This window comes from Salinactinospora qingdaonensis (assembly GCF_039539445.1).
Taxonomy (GTDB): domain Bacteria; phylum Actinomycetota; class Actinomycetes; order Streptosporangiales; family Streptosporangiaceae; genus Salinactinospora; species Salinactinospora qingdaonensis.
On the sequence record NZ_BAABDD010000015.1, the window covers coordinates 16,381 to 32,399 of the forward strand.

At 68.1% G+C, this 16,019-nt stretch carries 13 protein-coding genes; 7 read left to right on the top strand and 6 right to left on the bottom strand.

All coding sequences use genetic code 11. The features are described 5' to 3' along the window. The first annotated feature begins 216 nt into the window (after positions 1-216). The 5 genes from ABD848_RS15850 (at position 217) to ABD848_RS15870 (ending at position 7,601) form a co-directional block, all read left to right on the top strand. On the top strand, positions 217-2,817 hold the full coding sequence (locus tag ABD848_RS15850) for a phosphoenolpyruvate carboxylase (protein ID WP_344972758.1): 2,601 nt from the start codon (positions 217-219) through the stop codon (positions 2,815-2,817). 460 nt (positions 2,818-3,277) lie between these two features. Beyond that, positions 3,278-4,168, top strand: a complete 891-nt coding sequence (locus ABD848_RS15855; RefSeq protein WP_344972614.1) for a biotin--[acetyl-CoA-carboxylase] ligase — start codon at positions 3,278-3,280, stop codon at positions 4,166-4,168. An 838-nt stretch (positions 4,169-5,006) separates the two neighbouring features. Beyond that, a complete protein-coding gene (locus ABD848_RS15860; RefSeq protein WP_344972617.1) occupies positions 5,007-5,552 on the top strand; it encodes a PH domain-containing protein in 546 nt (181 codons plus the stop codon). A 213-nt stretch (positions 5,553-5,765) separates the two neighbouring features. Continuing rightward, the gene (locus tag ABD848_RS15865; RefSeq protein WP_344972619.1) at positions 5,766-6,782 is read left to right on the top strand and encodes an adenylate/guanylate cyclase domain-containing protein; all 1,017 of its coding nucleotides are present in this window, start codon (positions 5,766-5,768) and stop codon (positions 6,780-6,782) included. A 189-nt stretch (positions 6,783-6,971) separates the two neighbouring features. After that, entirely contained in the window at positions 6,972-7,601 is a 630-nt protein-coding gene (locus ABD848_RS15870) for an MBL fold metallo-hydrolase (RefSeq protein ID WP_344972621.1), read from the top strand. Positions 7,602-7,797: 196 nt separating this feature from the next. Here the strand turns inward: ABD848_RS15870 and ABD848_RS15875 are convergent, their stop codons facing one another. The 3 genes from ABD848_RS15875 to ABD848_RS15885 all read right to left on the bottom strand — a co-directional run bounded on the left by ABD848_RS15875 (position 7,798) and on the right by ABD848_RS15885 (position 10,441). Then, entirely contained in the window at positions 7,798-9,084 is a 1,287-nt protein-coding gene (locus ABD848_RS15875) for a sensor histidine kinase (protein ID WP_344972623.1), read from the bottom strand. Positions 9,085-9,160: 76 nt separating this feature from the next. Continuing rightward, on the bottom strand, positions 9,161-9,829 hold the full coding sequence (locus ABD848_RS15880; protein WP_344972626.1) for a response regulator transcription factor: 669 nt from the start codon (positions 9,827-9,829) through the stop codon (positions 9,161-9,163). Between the two features lie 153 nt (positions 9,830-9,982). Next, a complete protein-coding gene (locus ABD848_RS15885; protein ID WP_344972628.1) occupies positions 9,983-10,441 on the bottom strand; it encodes a GtrA family protein in 459 nt (152 codons plus the stop codon). A 113-nt stretch (positions 10,442-10,554) separates the two neighbouring features. Here ABD848_RS15885 and ABD848_RS15890 point away from each other — a divergent pair, with 113 nt between their 5' ends. Both ABD848_RS15890 and purE read left to right on the top strand, forming a co-directional pair. Beyond that, positions 10,555-11,712, top strand: a complete 1,158-nt coding sequence (locus tag ABD848_RS15890; protein ID WP_425567559.1) for a 5-(carboxyamino)imidazole ribonucleotide synthase — start codon at positions 10,555-10,557, stop codon at positions 11,710-11,712. Next, the gene (gene purE, locus ABD848_RS15895) at positions 11,709-12,248 is read left to right on the top strand and encodes a 5-(carboxyamino)imidazole ribonucleotide mutase (RefSeq protein WP_344972630.1); all 540 of its coding nucleotides are present in this window, start codon (positions 11,709-11,711) and stop codon (positions 12,246-12,248) included. Before ABD848_RS15890 ends, purE begins: the two co-directional genes overlap by 4 nt. Positions 12,249-12,276: 28 nt before the next feature. On the opposite strand, the gene ABD848_RS15900 is transcribed toward purE, so the two are convergent. From ABD848_RS15900 to ABD848_RS15910, 3 genes are all read right to left on the bottom strand, one after another. Next, a complete protein-coding gene (locus ABD848_RS15900) occupies positions 12,277-12,843 on the bottom strand; it encodes a type III secretion system chaperone family protein (RefSeq protein WP_344972633.1) in 567 nt (188 codons plus the stop codon). 63 nt (positions 12,844-12,906) lie between these two features. Further along, the gene (locus ABD848_RS15905; protein WP_425567560.1) at positions 12,907-14,271 is read right to left on the bottom strand and encodes a UDP-glucose dehydrogenase family protein; all 1,365 of its coding nucleotides are present in this window, start codon (positions 14,269-14,271) and stop codon (positions 12,907-12,909) included. A gap of 1,022 nt (positions 14,272-15,293) precedes the next feature. Beyond that, positions 15,294-15,950, bottom strand: a complete 657-nt coding sequence (locus ABD848_RS15910) for a hypothetical protein (RefSeq protein WP_344972637.1) — start codon at positions 15,948-15,950, stop codon at positions 15,294-15,296. Positions 15,951-16,019: the final 69 nt, after the last annotated feature.

A 16,019-nucleotide genomic window follows, 5' to 3' on the forward strand; every position in this document is an offset into this window, starting at 1 on the left:
GTGTGACCCTTCCCAAAGATTCCCCTGTCGCCAGCAGGTTAAGGAGAAGGTTAAGGAGAACAGTGTGGTTGTGCGGACGTCGCATCGATCACGCCTGGAACCCACCTGGCCAAGACCGATTTCCCAGGTGACCTGAGATGAAATGGTACAGACCAATCCAGATAGGGTAGCCCTATGACAGTGGTTAGCGCGGAACGCGACACTGCCCGCCAGGAGATGCCCGACCGGCTGCGCGGCGATGTCCGCCTGCTCGGCGAGATGCTCGGGACGGTCCTGGCCGAAAGTGGCGGTGACGACCTGTTGGCCGACGTCGAGCGGCTACGACGCGCCGTGATCGGCGCCAGAGACGGATCGGTCACCGGCGATGAGATCACCGATCTCATCGCGTCGTGGCCGTTGGAGCGCGCGAAACAGGTCGCGCGCGCCTTCACCGTCTACTTTCACCTTGTCAACCTGGCTGAGGAACACAACCGCATCCGGTCGTTGCGCGAGCGCGACGACGCCGACAACCCACCCCCCGAATCATTGGCCGCGGCCGTACGCTCCATCCGTGAAGACGAAGGGGAGCAGCGGCTAGGGGAGCTCGTCGCCGGCATGGAGTTCCACCCCGTGCTGACGGCCCACCCCACCGAGGCGCGGCGGCGCGCGGTGTCCACGGCGATCCTGCGGGTGAGTGAGCAACTGGAGCGGTTCAACAGCTCCCACCCCGGCAGTAGCGAGGCCGCCGAATCCCGGCGGCGCCTCACAGAACAGGTCGACCTGCTTTGGCGCACGTCGCAGTTGCGCTACACCAAGCTCGATCCGCTTGACGAAGTGCGCACGGCGATGTCGGCCTTCGACGAGACGATCTTCCAAGTCATCCCCGAGGTGTACCGCACGCTCGATGCCGCACTCGACCCCGAGGGAACCGGCCTACGCCCCACCATGGCCAAACCCTTTGTCCGCTACGGAAGCTGGATCGGCGGCGACCGCGACGGTAACCCGTTCGTCACCCACGAGGTCACCCGCGAGGCCATCTCGATCCAGTCCGAGCACGTGCTGCGCGCTCTGGAAAACACCTGCGAACGGGTCGGGCGCACTCTCACCCTCTACGGCAACCTCACACCCCCCAGCGAGGCGCTACGCCACGCCCTCGACAGTGCCCAAGCCGGTCACCCCCGCCTGGTGTCGGAGATCCTGACCCGCTCGCCCAACGAGCCCCACCGCCAGTTCCTGATGTTTGCCACCGAGCGGCTGCGCGCCACCCGCGAACGCAACGCCGACCTGGCTTACTCCGGCCCGGAAGCGTTCCTGGCCGATCTGCGTATGGTGCAGGACTCGCTGGCCCAAGCCGGAGCGACGCGCCAAGCCTACGGCGAGTTGCAGCACCTCATCTGGCAAGCCGAGACGTTCGGGTTTCACCTGGCCGAGCTGGAGATCCGCCAGCACAGCGCCGTACACGCCCAGGCGTTGCAGGAAGTGCGCGCCGGGGGTGAGCTCTCAGAGCGCACCCAAGAGGTCTTGGCCACGCTGCGCGTGATCGCCTGGATTCAGGAGCGTTTCGGCGTCGACGCCTGCCGCCGCTACATTGTCAGCTTCACCCGTTCGGCAGATGACATCGCCGCTGTCTACGAGCTCGCCCGCCACGCGCTCCCCGAGGGGCAAGCTCCCGTCCTGGACGTCATCCCCCTGTTCGAGACCGGCGCCGACCTCGCAGCTTCGCCGACCGTGCTCGGCGGCATGCTGGAGCTACCCGAGATGCAGCAGCGGCTCAAAGACACCGGGCGCCGCATGGAGGTCATGCTCGGTTACAGCGACTCCGCCAAGGACGTGGGGCCCGTCAGCGCTACGCTGCGACTCTACGACGCTCAGGCCGAGCTGACCCGCTGGGCCGGCGCCAACGACGTCAAGCTCACCCTCTTCCACGGCCGCGGTGGCGCGTTGGGCCGCGGCGGCGGCCCGGCCAACCGCGCCGTGCTGGCCCAGGCGCCGGGCTCGGTGGCTGGACGGTTCAAGGTCACCGAACAGGGCGAGGTCATCTTCGCCCGCTATGGCCAGCCCGCCATCGCCCAGCGCCACATCGAGCAGGTGGGCCACGCCGTCCTCATGGCCTCCACCCACACGGTGCAGGAGCACACCGCCGCGGCTGCCGATCGGTTCCGTGACACGGCCGACCGGATCGCCGCAGCCGCCCACGAGGCCTACCGTCACCTGATCGACAGCGACGCCTTCGCCGAATGGTTCTCCCGCATCAGCCCGCTGGAGGAGCTTGGCGAGCTACGGCTGGGCTCGCGTCCCTCGCGGCGCTCAGCCGCTCGGGGGCTCGACGACCTGCGCGCCATCCCGTGGGTGTTCGCGTGGAGCCAGACCCGGATCAACCTGCCCGGATGGTACGGGCTGGGGACCGGGCTCGCCGCCGTGAACGATCTTGAGGAGCTGGGGCGTGCCTACGCCGAATGGCCGCTGTTCGCCTCCCTGCTCGACAACGCCGAGATGAGTCTGGCCAAGACCGATCGCGCGATCGCTGAGCGCTACCTGGCGCTGGGTGGGCGCCCCGACCTCACCGAGCTGGTCCTCGACGAGTACGACCGCACGCGCGAGCTGGTGCTCAAGGTCACCGGCCACGAGCGTCTCCTAGAGAACCGGCGCGTGCTCTCCCGCGCCGTCGACCTGCGCAACCCTTACGTTGATGCACTGTCTCACCTACAGTTGCGTGCTTTGGAGGCGCTGCGTTCCGAAACGGCCGAAGAGCTGTCCGAGACCAACCGCAGCCACCTGGAACGGCTGCTGCTGCTCTCGGTCAGCGGCGTCGCCGCCGGCCTGCAAAACACCGGCTGAGCCCCGCGCCGAGGGTCAGCCGCGGGTGGCGGGAGCCCACTTCCGCCACCCGCGCCCTCCGCCGCCCGGGCCCGTCCCGGCGGGCGCCGCGACGGGCGGCATCGTCGGCCGGCCCCAGTCGCGCTCGACGAAAAACACAGCGGCACCCCGGCACGGGTGGTGGCGCCGGCACGGTTGAATGGAGAGACCACCGTCCTCCCCGGCGCCGCCAGGTGAGCCCGGCGCGCCTCGGGGGGATAGTGGAGCGCAGCCGACCGCGTGAGGGGAGCTCCCGTGCTGTCACATCTGGCCCCGCCGGCCCCGCCGGGGCAGCAGCGGGCCGCGGCGCCTCCCCGCCGCCGCGCGCTGCCGGCGCACCCACCGTCGTCCGAGCAAGATGGCGGGCAGCGGCATGCCCGTCCCCACCAGTGCTTCCCGGCCTGCCGGCCGGGCCGTCCCGGGGAGGTCAAGGTGACTCCAGGTGACTGAGGTACCAGGTTTTCCCACCTCATCGGCCTCGTCGCCCTACACCGACCTGGATCGTCCTCCGCTGCGCCAGTCCGCGCTGCGGCGCGCACTCTTAGGGGCGGGCGAACTGTGGCGCGAAATCGAGGTCGTCGACGCACTGGAGTCGACCAACACCGAACTCGCCCGCCGCGCCCACGCCGGCGCCCCCGAGGGGAGCGTCCTCGTCGCCGAACACCAGACGGCCGGTCGGGGGCGGCTCAACCGCTCGTTCCAGACCCCCCCGCGCGCCGCTTTGACGTTCTCGGTCCTGGTGCGCCCGGGGCCGCACCCCACCAGCTACGGATGGTTGCCCCTGCTCATGGGGAGCGCCGCCGTGGCCGCACTGGACCGTGTCGCTGGGGTGAGGGCCCGCTTGAAGTGGCCCAACGACGTCCTGTTGGACGAACGTAAACTCGCCGGCATCCTCAGCGAGGCCGTGACCGAGACTGGCGGGTCCGTGGCCATCGTCGTCGGTATGGGGCTCAACGTTTCGCAAACCGCCGAGGAGCTTCCTTCGGCCGCTGCCACCTCGCTCGCCCATGCCGAGGCCGGCTGCCTTGACCGCGACCCGCTGTTGCGCGCCGTGCTGCGCGGTTTTGCCGAACGCTACGGACAATGGCAGCGGGCCGGGGGAGACGCCGAAGCGTGCGGCTTGGCCGCGGAGTACCGGCAGCAGTGCGCGACGATCGGCCGCGACGTGCACGTTCACCTGCCCGACCAGTCTCTGCGGACCGGGGTGGCCACCGATATCGACGCTGAGGGGCGCCTGGTGCTCCAATCGCACGACGCTCACGGGGCTGGAGGGCAGATCCCACTGACGGCCGGGGACGTGGTCCACGTGCGGCCCGACGAACGGACCGGTTAGGTTCTGTTTTTCGAAGCGCTGGGGCGGCGGCCGTGGGGGTGTTTTCGTTCGCTCGTGCCTCGATCGCTGCGCGATCTCGGCAGCCCGGGAGCGCGGTCGTTGAGGTGATATGAGAAGTGTTGGTTGTTGAGGTGAGGCGAACAGATGAGGTGAACAGATACAGGCAGCCACCGGAGGCGAAGAAACGCTGCGGCAACTCGGAACCCGGTAACGGGTACGGCCTCCCCTGACATGGCCTCGAACGGCATGGTCGCTCTGTGGCGGGAGGCGACCTTTCGGGAGGGTGGCAGGCTGGCATAGTCGCGCTGTGGCAGGAGGCGGCCTCGAGAGTGCAGCGTCAGGTGACGGCGCTCCTCGACCTCCACGCGCCCCGTAAGGCAGCGGAAATGTAGCTCCAGGCTAAGGCGTTCACCCCAGACGCAGCCCACCACCCTGCGGGCGGTTGGAGGGGGTTGTGTGCTCTGCTGAGGCGTTCACCCCAGACGTAGCCCACCACCCTGCGGGCGGTTGGAGGGGGTTGTGTGCTCTGCTGAGGCGTTCACCCCAGACGTAGCCCACCACCCTGCGGGCGGTTGGAGGGGGTTGTGTGCTCTGCTGAGGCGTTCACCCCAGACGTAGCCCACCCTTGGCTGCCGAGATCGCGCAGCGATCGAGGCACGAGCGACGGGAAACGCCTCGTGACCTCCTCAAGCCAAAGCCACACCGCGCCGAAGGCCCTCTCCTGTTTTCCACCGCCGCCACAGGCGTGTCGGCCTGTCACCAACGTGCCGGGGCATCACGGCTAGGGCCGGCTGAGACGAGTAGGGCGCCAACGGCACGGTTGTGCCAAGATGAGGGTATGTCCAGCGTTTCCCGCTACCTGGCTGAAGACGAGCGACTGGTGCGCGTCGTCCGGCGTCACTGGACGGATGTGCTGGGCTGTTTCGCGGTGCTCGCGGCGATCGTTGCGGTGGCGGGCGCCCTGCTGTGGCTGCTGTCGGCCCGTCAAGAGCAGTGGTCGGTGTGGGCCTCCTATGTGGTGGTCGGTATCGCCGCGCTGGCAGCGCTCGTCTACTGGCTGGCGCCGCTGCTGAGCTGGTGGAACACCCGCTACCTTCTAACCGACCGGCGTCTGCTGCACCGCTACGGCGTCCTCACCCGGCACGGCCGCGACGTGCCGCTGGCGCGGATCAGTGACGTCTCCTCCTCCGCAACGCTGGCCGACCGGCTGCTGGGCCGGGGCACGCTCTCCGTGGGCACTGATTCCGAGCAGGAGGAGCTGGTCCTCGACAGGATTCCATCGGTGGAGCTGTTCCAAAGCGACCTGCACCGCTTGGTCGACGCTGAGAACCGGCGCTCCGCCTCCGCCAGTGACGAGTCGGACCGCAGCGACACCGGGGGATGAGCGTGGGGAGGCGGCCACGGTTGGAGTGCTCGGCGCCTTATGTCGGTCCTCTCCGCTTCCTCACGTGCGGTGATCCCATCGTTGAATGTCCTTGACGGGGTGGGTGTACAGGTACTAAACCGGCAATCACGCGCACATGCGCCGTGTGCCCCTCCGGCCGGCGCCCGTCCTTCACCGGCTCGCCGCCCCGACCCTGAATGCACGAGAGAACCTATGCCGTCGCGTCCCGACCCCAAGGAGATCGAAGCCACCCTGTTGGGAGGCGAGGCGCTCTACACGCGCGAGGAGGCGGTGCAGCGCGCTGGAGTCACACACGAGTTCGCCACCCGCATCTGGCGAGCGCTGGGGTTTGCCACGCGCGGCGAGGACGTCCCCGCATTCACCGACAGTGACATCGACGCCCTGCGGACGACGGCTGGACTGCTGAGCCGCGGCGCGCTCGACGAGCAGGCCGCTGTACGCATGGCTCGGGCGATGGGACAGACGATGACGCGACTCGCCGAGTGGCAGATCAGCATCCTCGCCTCCCTCACTCCGGCTCCCCAACCCGACTCCGGCGAGGGCGACGAGAGCTCGCTCGTGGGGTTGACCGCAGATCTGCTGCCCGACGTCGAACGCCTGCTCGTGCATATCTGGCGCCGTCAGGTCGCTGCTTCGGCCACGCGCACCATCGCCGTCTTGGAAAACAGCGAGGACGCCGCCCCTAACTACTTCCCGCTGTTCGTGGGGTTTGCCGACCTCGTCTCGTTCACCACCCTCAGCCGGGAGCTCGACGAGATGGAACTCGCTGAGGTCGTCGAGGAGTTCGAGGCCACCTCGGCCGACGTCGTCGCTTCCAGCGGGGGCCGCCTCGTCAAAACACTCGGCGACGAGATCCTCTACGTCACCACCTCCGCCGCCCCCGCAGCCGAGATCGCGCTCCAGCTCGCCGATGGCATCAAGACCCACGTGGAGGTGCCCGATGTGCGGGTGGGCATCGCCTATGGCCCCGTTCTCGCGCTGTTGGGCGACGTCTTCGGGACCACGGTCAACCGCGCCAACCGGCTCACGTCGTTCGCGCGGCCAGGTACGGTTCTCATCGACGAGGACCTCGCTGGCTTCCTCAAGGACAACAACGCTTACCAAGTGGTCAGCGCACGGCCGCGCCACGCCCACGGCTTGGGCCAGCTTCAGCCCTACGCATTGCGGCGCAGTCTCGCCGTCTCCGGGGCCGATTCCGCTACGGGGTGACGCCGGGTGTTTGCGCTCAGCTTTCGCAGAGCGCTAGCCGGATTTTTGTCTCACGTACCGGCACGTGGTCGGCTCGATGCGCCACGATAGTGAGCGGAGCCGATTCCCGTGGGCGATGGCCACGCCGGCCGTGAGGTGTCTCTGAGGTGCTGGCCACGACGTCGACGAAGAGAGACGGGTGAGTCATTGATGACGGCCGAGACCCCTCCCATCCCGATTGACACGCTCGTCACCTCGGGAGTGTTCAGCCTCGACGGTGGCGACTGGGAGGTTGACAATAACGTCTGGATCGTCGGTAACGAGCGTACGGCAGTGGTGATCGACGCCTCGCACGACTACGAGGCGATAGCCCGCGCCCTTGGTGACCGCGAGCTGATGGCGATCGTGTGTACGCACGGCCACAACGACCACATCAACGCCGCAGGCGCGCTCGCCGACCTCACCGACGCCCCTATCCTGCTGCATCCCGACGACGCGCCGCTGTGGCGCATGGTTTACCCTCACCGCGAGCCCGACGCGCCGCTGCTGCACGGCGAGCGGCTGCAAGCCGGCGACGTGGAGGTGCGGGTCATCCACACCCCCGGCCATGCTCCCGGCGCGGTCTGCCTGCACATCCCTGAGGCGGGGGTGGTGTTCACGGGCGACACGCTGTGTCACGGCGGGCCCGGGGCCACTGGCCGCTCCTACTCCGATGCGGCCACCCTCCGGCGGTCGATCCGGGAGCGCCTGTTGTGCCTGCCGCAGGAGACCGTGGTCTACCCCGGTCACGGTGAGTCCACCACGATCGGAGCCGAGGTCGCCGGGTTCGACGCTCGATAGGCCCGCCTAGCCTTCGCAGCACCGTGGGGAGCGAGGTTCTGTTTTGGGGACGGGCGGCGCGAGCGGGCGGTGGGTGAAAAAGCGGGTGAGCGCGTCCGCCGGCGCTTCGCGGGCTGCCGAGATCGCGCGGCGATCAAGGCACGAGCCAACGAAGAACACCCCCACAGCCCCCCACCGGCCGTTCGCACAACAGGACCTAGACAGGACCGGTGACGCGCGACAGCCCGTCGGTGCCGATCGGTAGGAACACCGCGAACGTCGTGGGGCGGGCGTGGACCAGTTCGACCCGTGCACCCCCCGACTCGGCGATGTGGCGGGCCAGCGACAACCCTAGACCGGTACCGTTGCCGCTGGTGACCTCGCGTTCAAAGATGCGGGCGGTCAGTTCCTCGGGGATGCCCTCTCCCTCGTCGCTGATCTCGATGCGCGCGCTTTGGCCGGCTTCCATCCGTCGGATGGTCACGGTGCCGGCTCCGTGCTTGAAGGCGTTTTCCACCAGGGTCGCCAGGATCTGGTTGAGATCGGTGGGTACCGTCATGGCGGTCAAGCCACTGGTGCCGGTCAGCCGCAACTCGCGCCCGGCCTGGGCGAACATCGGCGCCCACTCGTCGATGAACTGGTTGAGCAATTGATCGAGGTCAACGGGCTCGACTTCGGGGTTTTGGCTCTTGCGTGCCCGTCCCAGCAGGCTCTCCACGATCTCGACGAGCCGCTCGGTCTGGGAGAGGGCGGCTTCCCCTTCCTCCCGCACGATCTCAGGGTTGTCGGCCTCGGCGATGATCTCCTCCAGCCGCATCGACAGCGCGGTCAGCGGGGTGCGCAATTGGTGGGAGGCGTCGGTGGCGAAGTGGCGTTCAGTGGCGATGAGTCCGGCGATGCGCTCGGCGCTCAGGTCGAGGATCTCGGCGACCCGGTCGGCCTCGGGGATGCCGTAGCGGTGCCCCCACGGGGTTACCACCCCCGACCCCAGGCGTTCCGCGGTGGCGGCCAGATCGACCAGCGGTAGGGTCAACCTGCGGGCCTGGAGCATCGCCAACCCCACGGCAACTCCGATGGCCAGCAGTGACAGTGACGCGATGCCGATCCAGGCGCGGATGATGCTGTCGCGCACCCCGCCGATCCCGCGCCAGATGTGCACCCTCGTGCCCTCGCGCGAGGTGACCTGGGCGTCCAGCGCGGCGGAGGCGTGGTCGGTTCTGGGGTTGTAGTCCAGCCCTCCCACGATGATGGGCTCGGAACGGCCGGCCGGCGTGATCTCGATGCGGCGATTGGGGTAGACCCGCGCGAAGTGCTCGCGGTCGAGGCCGCCCCCGTCTTCAAACTGCGAGTCGGCGTCGGCGGCGATGACCTCGGCTTCGCGTTCGAGTTGGGCCACGTTTTCGCCATAGACGTTCTGATAGGTCAGCGCCCCCAACGGCAGGCCGAGCAGCATGACCGCGATGATGGCCACGACGAGAGTCGAGAACAGCATCCGCCTGCGCAATGTCACTCCTTGCCCGCGCGCTACCGCGCCCGTCGCGTCCCCGCGCCGGGGCGAATGCTCGTGTCGTGGGCCGGCACTACTCTCGCTCGAACCTGAATCCCACTCCGCGCACCGTCGTGATGTAGGAGGGCTGGTTCGCGTCGTCGCCGAGCTTGCGGCGCAGCCATGAGATGTGCATGTCGAGTGTCTTGGTTGAGCCCCACCAGTTGGTGTCCCACACCTCCCGCATAATCTGTTCGCGCGTCACGACCTTGCCCGCGTCGCGCACCAGGACGCGCAGGAGATCGAACTCCTTGGTCGTGAGCTGAAGTTCGTGCTCACCGAGCCAGGCGCGGCGGGAGTCGTTGTCGATACGGACGCCGTGCACCACGGGAACCTCGGCCCCGCCCCTGCGCAGCAGGGCGCGCACGCGCGCCAGGAGTTCGGCAAGCCGGAATGGTTTGGTCACGTAATCGTCAGCGCCGGCATCCAGGCCGACGACGGTGTCGACTTCGTCGGCGCGCGCGGTGAGGATCAGCACCGGAGTGCCGTGCCCTTCGGCGCGCAGCCGACGACAGACTTCAAGACCGTCCAATTCCGGTAGGCCCAAATCGAGCACGATGAGATCGGGGTCGCCGGTGCGGGCGCGTTCCAGCGTTTCCACACCCTCGATAGTGATCTCAACCGTGTATCCCTCTCGCCGCAGCGCACGAGCCAGCGGTTCAGAGATCGAGCTGTCGTCTTCGGCCAGCAACACGCAGGTCATGCCCTGATCGTAAGTCGAACGGCAAGGTTTTCCCTATCCTGCGCGCCGGTTGAGCAAGGGTTGACCTAAAATGCGCAAGGCCTGTTCAGAGCGCTGGTCACCCGATCACGGTGCCACAGCGCCGCAGTGGCGCGGTGATCGGACAGCCGTGCCTCAGGCCGCGAGATGAGGGTAGTTTTCGGGTGAGCGAAAAACCCATTTCTTATAGGACCAAAATCGGAACAGCGTTCCGATGCCGACACCGATCACGTTGCCGCCGATGTTGCGCGCCAGCGGTCCGTCCAACCCGAGGAGGTCCACGGTCACCCAGAGGCAACTGAGCTGAATGAGTATCCCCACCCCGTTGAGCACGAAGAACACGAGGTAATCGCGCGACAGACTCGACCGTACCCGGTGGCTGAAGGTCCAGAATCGGTTGCCCAGAAAGGTCACCACGGTGGCGCAGAAGGTTCCCAGCGCCTGACCGCCCAACTCCGGCATTCCGAGGCCCCACCAGAACAGGTTGGTCAGGGTGAGTTGGACGACGTAGGCCACAGCACCCACAGTTCCGAACTTGGCCAACTCGTGTACCAGGTGGGAAAAGCGCCGGTAGAGCGCTGTGAGCAGTCTCAAGAGCCGTCCCGCTTCTTTCCGAGGTCGTTACTAGAATTTCGAGGGCACCCCATCGGCGGCTGACGGCGTCGCTCAGCCCCGTTTCGCATCACACCGTGAAGAGTTGAGGCAACGTGAGTGAGCGTAATCGGCCCCTGCCCTCCGTGGGAATGGTAGGGGGCGGCCAACTGGCCCGGATGACCCACCAGGCGGGGATCGCCTTGGGGGTGAACTTTCGCGTGCTGGCTGGTTCAGCCACCGACAGCGCGGCGCTGGTCTGCGCCGACGTCCAGTTGGGAGACGACAAAAGCGCGGCCGACCTCCTGACCTTCGCCAAGTCCTGTGACGTCCTCACCTTCGATCACGAACACGTGCCCGATCCCGTCCTGCGTGAGCTGGAGGCGGCGGGCGCCACGGTTAGGCCCAGTCGGGATACCCTGCGTTACGCTCAGGATAAGCTGCGTATGCGTACCCGGGCCGAGGAGCTGGGCGCGCCGTGTCCTCGCTGGCGTGCGGTCACCACCCTCGCCCAAGTCGAGACCTTCGCCCGCAACAGCGGATGGCCGGTGGTTCTCAAGGCCGCCCGAGGCGGCTACGACGGCAAAGGGGTGTGGGTCGTCGACTCCGCCGAGCAGGCGGGCGTAGTCGTCGACCGGGCGGCCCGCGAGCAGGTGCCGCTGCTCGTCGAAGAGCAGGTGGCCTTCACCCGGGAACTCGCGGTACAAGTGGCCCGCTCTCCCTACGGGCAGCTCGCCGTCTACCCGGTTGTCGAGACCGTGCAACGCGACGGCATCTGCCATGAGGTGGTGGCGCCGGCGCCAGGACTCGATGAGGAGAAGGCGATGCGGGCCCAAGAGTTGGCCATCGACCTCGCCCACGCTCTCGACGTCGTCGGCATGCTCGCCGTGGAGCTGTTCGAGACCCCTGAGGGCGTCATCGTCAACGAGCTGGCGATGCGTCCCCACAACTCCGGCCACTGGACGATCGAGGGAGCCCACACCTCCCAGTTCGAGCAGCACCTGCGGGCCGTGCTCGACCTTCCGCTGGGCTCGCCCGCCCCCACCGCCCCCACCACGGTCATGGCCAACGTTCTCGGCGGCACCGACCCCGACGTCTACGGACGCTACATTCATGTCATGGCCAAGGACCCCGCCGTGAAGGTGCACTTCTACGGTAAGCAGGTCAGGCCCGGCCGCAAGATCGGCCATGTCACGGTCACGGGCGACGACCCCACCGACCTGCTTGCCCGCGCCCGTGACGCCGCCGCCTACCTCAGAGGAGAACCGCAGTGACCGAGACCGCCCCGAACGTCGGCATCGTGATGGGCAGCGACTCCGACTGGCCTTTTATGCGTGAAGCCGCCGAAGTGCTGGAGGAGTTCGGTCTCGCCTACGAGGCCGACGTCGTGTCTGCGCACCGTATGCCCCAGGAGATGCTCGCCTACGGCTCGCAGGCGGCCGACCGTGGCGTGCAGGTCCTGATCGCTGGTGCCGGCGGAGCGGCTCACCTGCCGGGCATGCTGGCTTCGGTGACCCCGCTGCCGGTGATCGGCGTGCCCGTGCCGTTGCGCCACCTCGACGGCATGGACTCGCTGCTGTCGATCGTGCAGATGCCGGCCGGTGTCCCGGTGGCCACCGTGGCGGTGGGCGCCTCCCGTAACGCCGGCCTGCTCGCCGTGCGGATGCTGGCCGCCTCCGACGAGGAGCTGCGGGCCAAGATGACGGAGTTCCAGGAGCGGCTCAAGGAGCACGCCCACGCTAAGGGCGAGCGCCTGCGCCGGGAGGTCGCCGGGAACTCCGCCCCCGTGGGGTTCGGACCTGCCCAATAGTCGGTTCCGTTCGCGTCCGGGAAGCCGGTCACGAGGACCACAGGTCCTCGGGCAGGTGCTCGATCAGCTCAGCCATGGCCTTGAGGGTGTCCTCGATTCCCTCGGGGCCACCCTCAGCCGCGGTGTGGATCAGCAGGTGGCTGTCGACGACGAACCCGGTGAAGGCGTGGCGCCGGATCTCCTCGCGGACCTCGGTCGAGAGCAGGCGCAGGGCGAAGTCGGTGTCGCCGCTTTCGACATAGATGTCGTGCGTGTCCCCGGGAGGGCAGCGCACCCGGACATAGGGCGCGCGGCCCGGCAGTTCCATGGCCCATACCAGGAGGCGTTCCCCCTGGCCGGTCCGCGCCGACCGGTGCGCGTAGTCGAACACGGTGAAGGCGCGACCGTGGGTGTCACCGAAGACGGCGTCGCATACTCGCCCCACCGGCCCCGGCGGTAGTGCCGTGCGCGGCCAGCCCACAATGACCCGCTGGTCGTGGGGCACGTAGTGCCAGCCGTGAGCTTGGGCCATCGCCTGGCGCCCGGTCGCTGCCGCTGTCTCGTCTGCGGGCTCGTTCCGCTGTGGCCCGAACCAGCCCCATCGCCGACGTCGCATAAGTGGACAATCTATCCTTACCAGCCCCGTTTGAGTCGCCTCCCCGCGCCTCGCGGGTCGGGATCAGGGGCGCCCCAGCGCGCGGTAGGTCCACCCGCGCTCGCGCCACAGGGCCGGATCGAGGGCGTTGCGGCCGTCGACGATCTTGGTCTGCGCCACGACCTCAGTCAGCTCCTTGGGGTCGGCCTCGCGAAACTCCGCCCACTCAGTGAGCAGCAGCACGACCTCGGCGTCGCGCACCGCCTCCAGCATGGAGGAGGCATACGACAGGTCGGGGTGCTCGCGGCGGGCGTTGTCGAGGGCTTCGGGGTCATAGACGGTGACCCGGGCCCCCAACGAATGGATCGTCGAGGCCACGTCCAGGGCAGGGGAGTCGCGGATGTCGTCGGAGTTGGGTTTGAAAGCCGCCCCGAGGACGCCAACGGTGCGGCCGGCGAAGCTGCCGCCGATGAGCCCGCGCGCGATGTCGACGGTGCGCGCGCGGCGGCGCTGATTGATCGCGTCCACCTCGCGCAGGAAGGACAGGGCCGGCTCAACGCCCAGCTCGTCGGCGCGTGCCATGAAGGCGCGGATGTCCTTGGGCAGACACCCGCCGCCGAAACCGAGGCCGGGCCCCAGGAACTTGCCGCCGATGCGGTCGTCATAGGACAGGGCGCGGGCGAGTTGGATGACGTCGCCCCCCGAGGCCTCGCACACTTCGGCCATAGCGTTGATGAAGGAGATCTTGGTGGCCAGGAAGGCGTTGGCCGAAACCTTGACGAGTTCAGCGGTCTGGAGATCGGTGACGAGAAACGGGGTACCCCGCTCGATCTGGGGGGCACAGATCTCACGCATGACCGACTCGACACGTTCGGAGTTGGTACCGATGACGATCCGGTTGGGCCGGAGCGTGTCCTCCACCCCCAAGCCCTCGCGCAGGAACTCGGGACTCCACCCCAAGCCGACCTGCTTGCCCGCCGGCGCGGTGGTCGCTAGCCGGGCCTGCGCGCGCGCGGCGGTACCGACGGGAACCGTGGACTTGCCGATGACCACACAGGGGCGTTTGAGCTCGGCTGCGAGCTGGTCCAGCGCGGAGTCGACCGCGGTAAGGTCGGCGGCGTTGGAATCGGCCTGCTGCGGGGTTCCCACGCATAGGAAGTGAACGTCGGCGAACGCGCCTACCTCGGCGTAGTCGGTGGTGAAACGCAGCCGGCCACTGGCCAAGTTCCGTTGCAGGACCTCCTGGAGTCCCGGTTCGTAGAAGGGCACCTGGCCAGAGGAGAGTTGGTTGATTTTGGCCTGGTCGACGTCGAGGCCCAGTACATCGAACCCCAGTTCCGCCATGCAGGCCGCGTGTGTCGCGCCCAGATACCCGGTGCCGATAACCGAGATCTTCAGGCGCTGTTCCTCGACCAATGGTGTTGTCCTTCCTTCGACCGGCCGTGGCATGGTACCGATGCGCTACCAGCACAGTGGGCGGTGATTGGCACACAGGGGCGCCGGCGACGACGCGGGCCGCGGTTTCGGCATCACATGACCTGAGCATGCCGGATCATGCTTTTTGCCTTCCTCAACCTCAATCGTGCGTTACGAGCCATAGTCGGACCAGCACCCCTCGATGAGAGATTGCCGAATTTAGAGCTAACGCAATCTCACGAGAGCTGTAAGAACCGTCCCACAGCGCCGATAACGGGGCGGGTAACGGGGGGCTACACGGCGATGCGCAATCCTGGCATACGGCTCCCATCATCCTAATCCCCCGCTTCGCTGGGGCGCTTCTGCCCTGGCGGGCTCGGCTGTCGGGGCCTGGTCGAGGGGTTTCTGTTGGGGTGTCAAGCGGTGGTGGGGTGGGTGGTGTTGGTTTGTGCGTTGCTCGTTGTGGGGTCTGGGTGGTCGTGGCGGGGGCTGTTGTGTGTCCGGGGTGGGGAGGGTGCTGTTCGCTCGTGCCTCGATCGCTTCGCGATCTCGGCAGCCTCAGGGGGCGCCGTGGTGGGGGCCGGAAACGATGCGGACGGCCCCCGAAGGGTGAGGCGACGCTGTTTCAGCGCGCGATGTCGCTGTCGCGGAGGGCGCCGCTGTCGTGGGATGTTGCGGCGGGGGTACGGCGGTGGGTGGCGGTTTCCGCGGGGGGTGGAGGTGGTGGGTGGTGATCTCTGCGGGGGGTACGGCGGTGGGTGGCGATCTCTGCGGGGGGTGGAGGTGGTGGGCGTTTCGGAAGGCGTTGCACCGTCCCACCTACCCCGGCCACAGCCCATCCCAGGCTGCCGAGATCGCGAAGCGATCGAGGCACGAGCGACGGGAAACACCGCTCGCTCTCCTTAGGCCAGAGCCACACTCCGCCGCAAGCCCCAGGGGGCTGGCCGTCGCCGGGAGCGGCTTCCTCGCACGGGTCTGTCGTACTCGCCACGCGCGCCGCCGTAGCCGCACGCGCGGCAGCGACCCTCGCGCCGCTTTCCCTCGCCGTGGGGTGCTTAGCGGGCGTTGGAGTCAGGGGAGGCGACAGAGTCGGTCGTGTTGCCCGTCCACGAGTCCGGCCGCACGCCGCCGGCCTCGCGCCGAAACGGCGTGGTGGTCTTGCTGCTGTCGTCGATGTCGTCCGTGCCCTCGGGGCGCGGGTGGACGGGGTCGGGGTAGCCGGCAGCGTTAGGGCCCGCCGTCACGGTCACGGGTGGGTTCGTGTGCTGCCCGTAGGCGTCGGTGGGCTCGTCGTCGAACGGCCGGCGGCGCGAGCGCCAGCGGGAGGGAGCCAGCGCCGAGATGAACAGTAGCGTGCCCAGCGCCAACCCCAGCGGCAGGGCCGGCCCCATCGGATGGAACAGCGAACCGGGGGAGATGGTTCCGGGCAGCAGCGCGGCCAGCGAAGCGTAGTCGACGAGCGGCCACAGCGAGACTCCCAGCAACAGACCGCCACTGACCAGCGCAGCCAGCGGCGACATGCGGGAGCCTGCGAGCAGGCCGCACAGCAGCCCGACTGCCATCATGGCCGCGATCGCGCTGAGCAGCATCGGATCGTTGAAGTCCAGACTCTCGATCGCCGAGCCGATTTCGCTGGCCGCCCAAGCGGTGCCCGCCCATAGCAGGGGTGTCACAGCAAGTCCAGCCAGTAGACCGAGCACGTGACGAAGCACGGAATCCTCCTTGGACGAGCTCTTTGCATGGTCCTACCACGTTGTGGACAGGAATAACCTGGCCCTGGC

Excerpts from the sequence above, each read along its gene's own strand:
- ABD848_RS15905 (WP_425567560.1), bottom strand. The coding sequence starts at position 14,271 with ATGCCACGGCCGGTCGAAGGAAGGACAACACCATTGGTCGAGGAACAG.
- ABD848_RS15870 (WP_344972621.1), top strand. The coding sequence starts at position 6,972 with ATGACGGCCGAGACCCCTCCCATCCCGATTGACACGCTCGTCACCTCG.
- ABD848_RS15860 (WP_344972617.1), top strand. The coding sequence starts at position 5,007 with ATGTCCAGCGTTTCCCGCTACCTGGCTGAAGACGAGCGACTGGTGCGC.
- ABD848_RS15865 (WP_344972619.1), top strand. The coding sequence starts at position 5,766 with ATGCCGTCGCGTCCCGACCCCAAGGAGATCGAAGCCACCCTGTTGGGA.
- ABD848_RS15900 (WP_344972633.1), bottom strand. The coding sequence starts at position 12,843 with ATGCGACGTCGGCGATGGGGCTGGTTCGGGCCACAGCGGAACGAGCCC.
- ABD848_RS15850 (WP_344972758.1), top strand. The coding sequence starts at position 217 with ATGCCCGACCGGCTGCGCGGCGATGTCCGCCTGCTCGGCGAGATGCTC.
- ABD848_RS15880 (WP_344972626.1), bottom strand. The coding sequence starts at position 9,829 with ATGACCTGCGTGTTGCTGGCCGAAGACGACAGCTCGATCTCTGAACCG.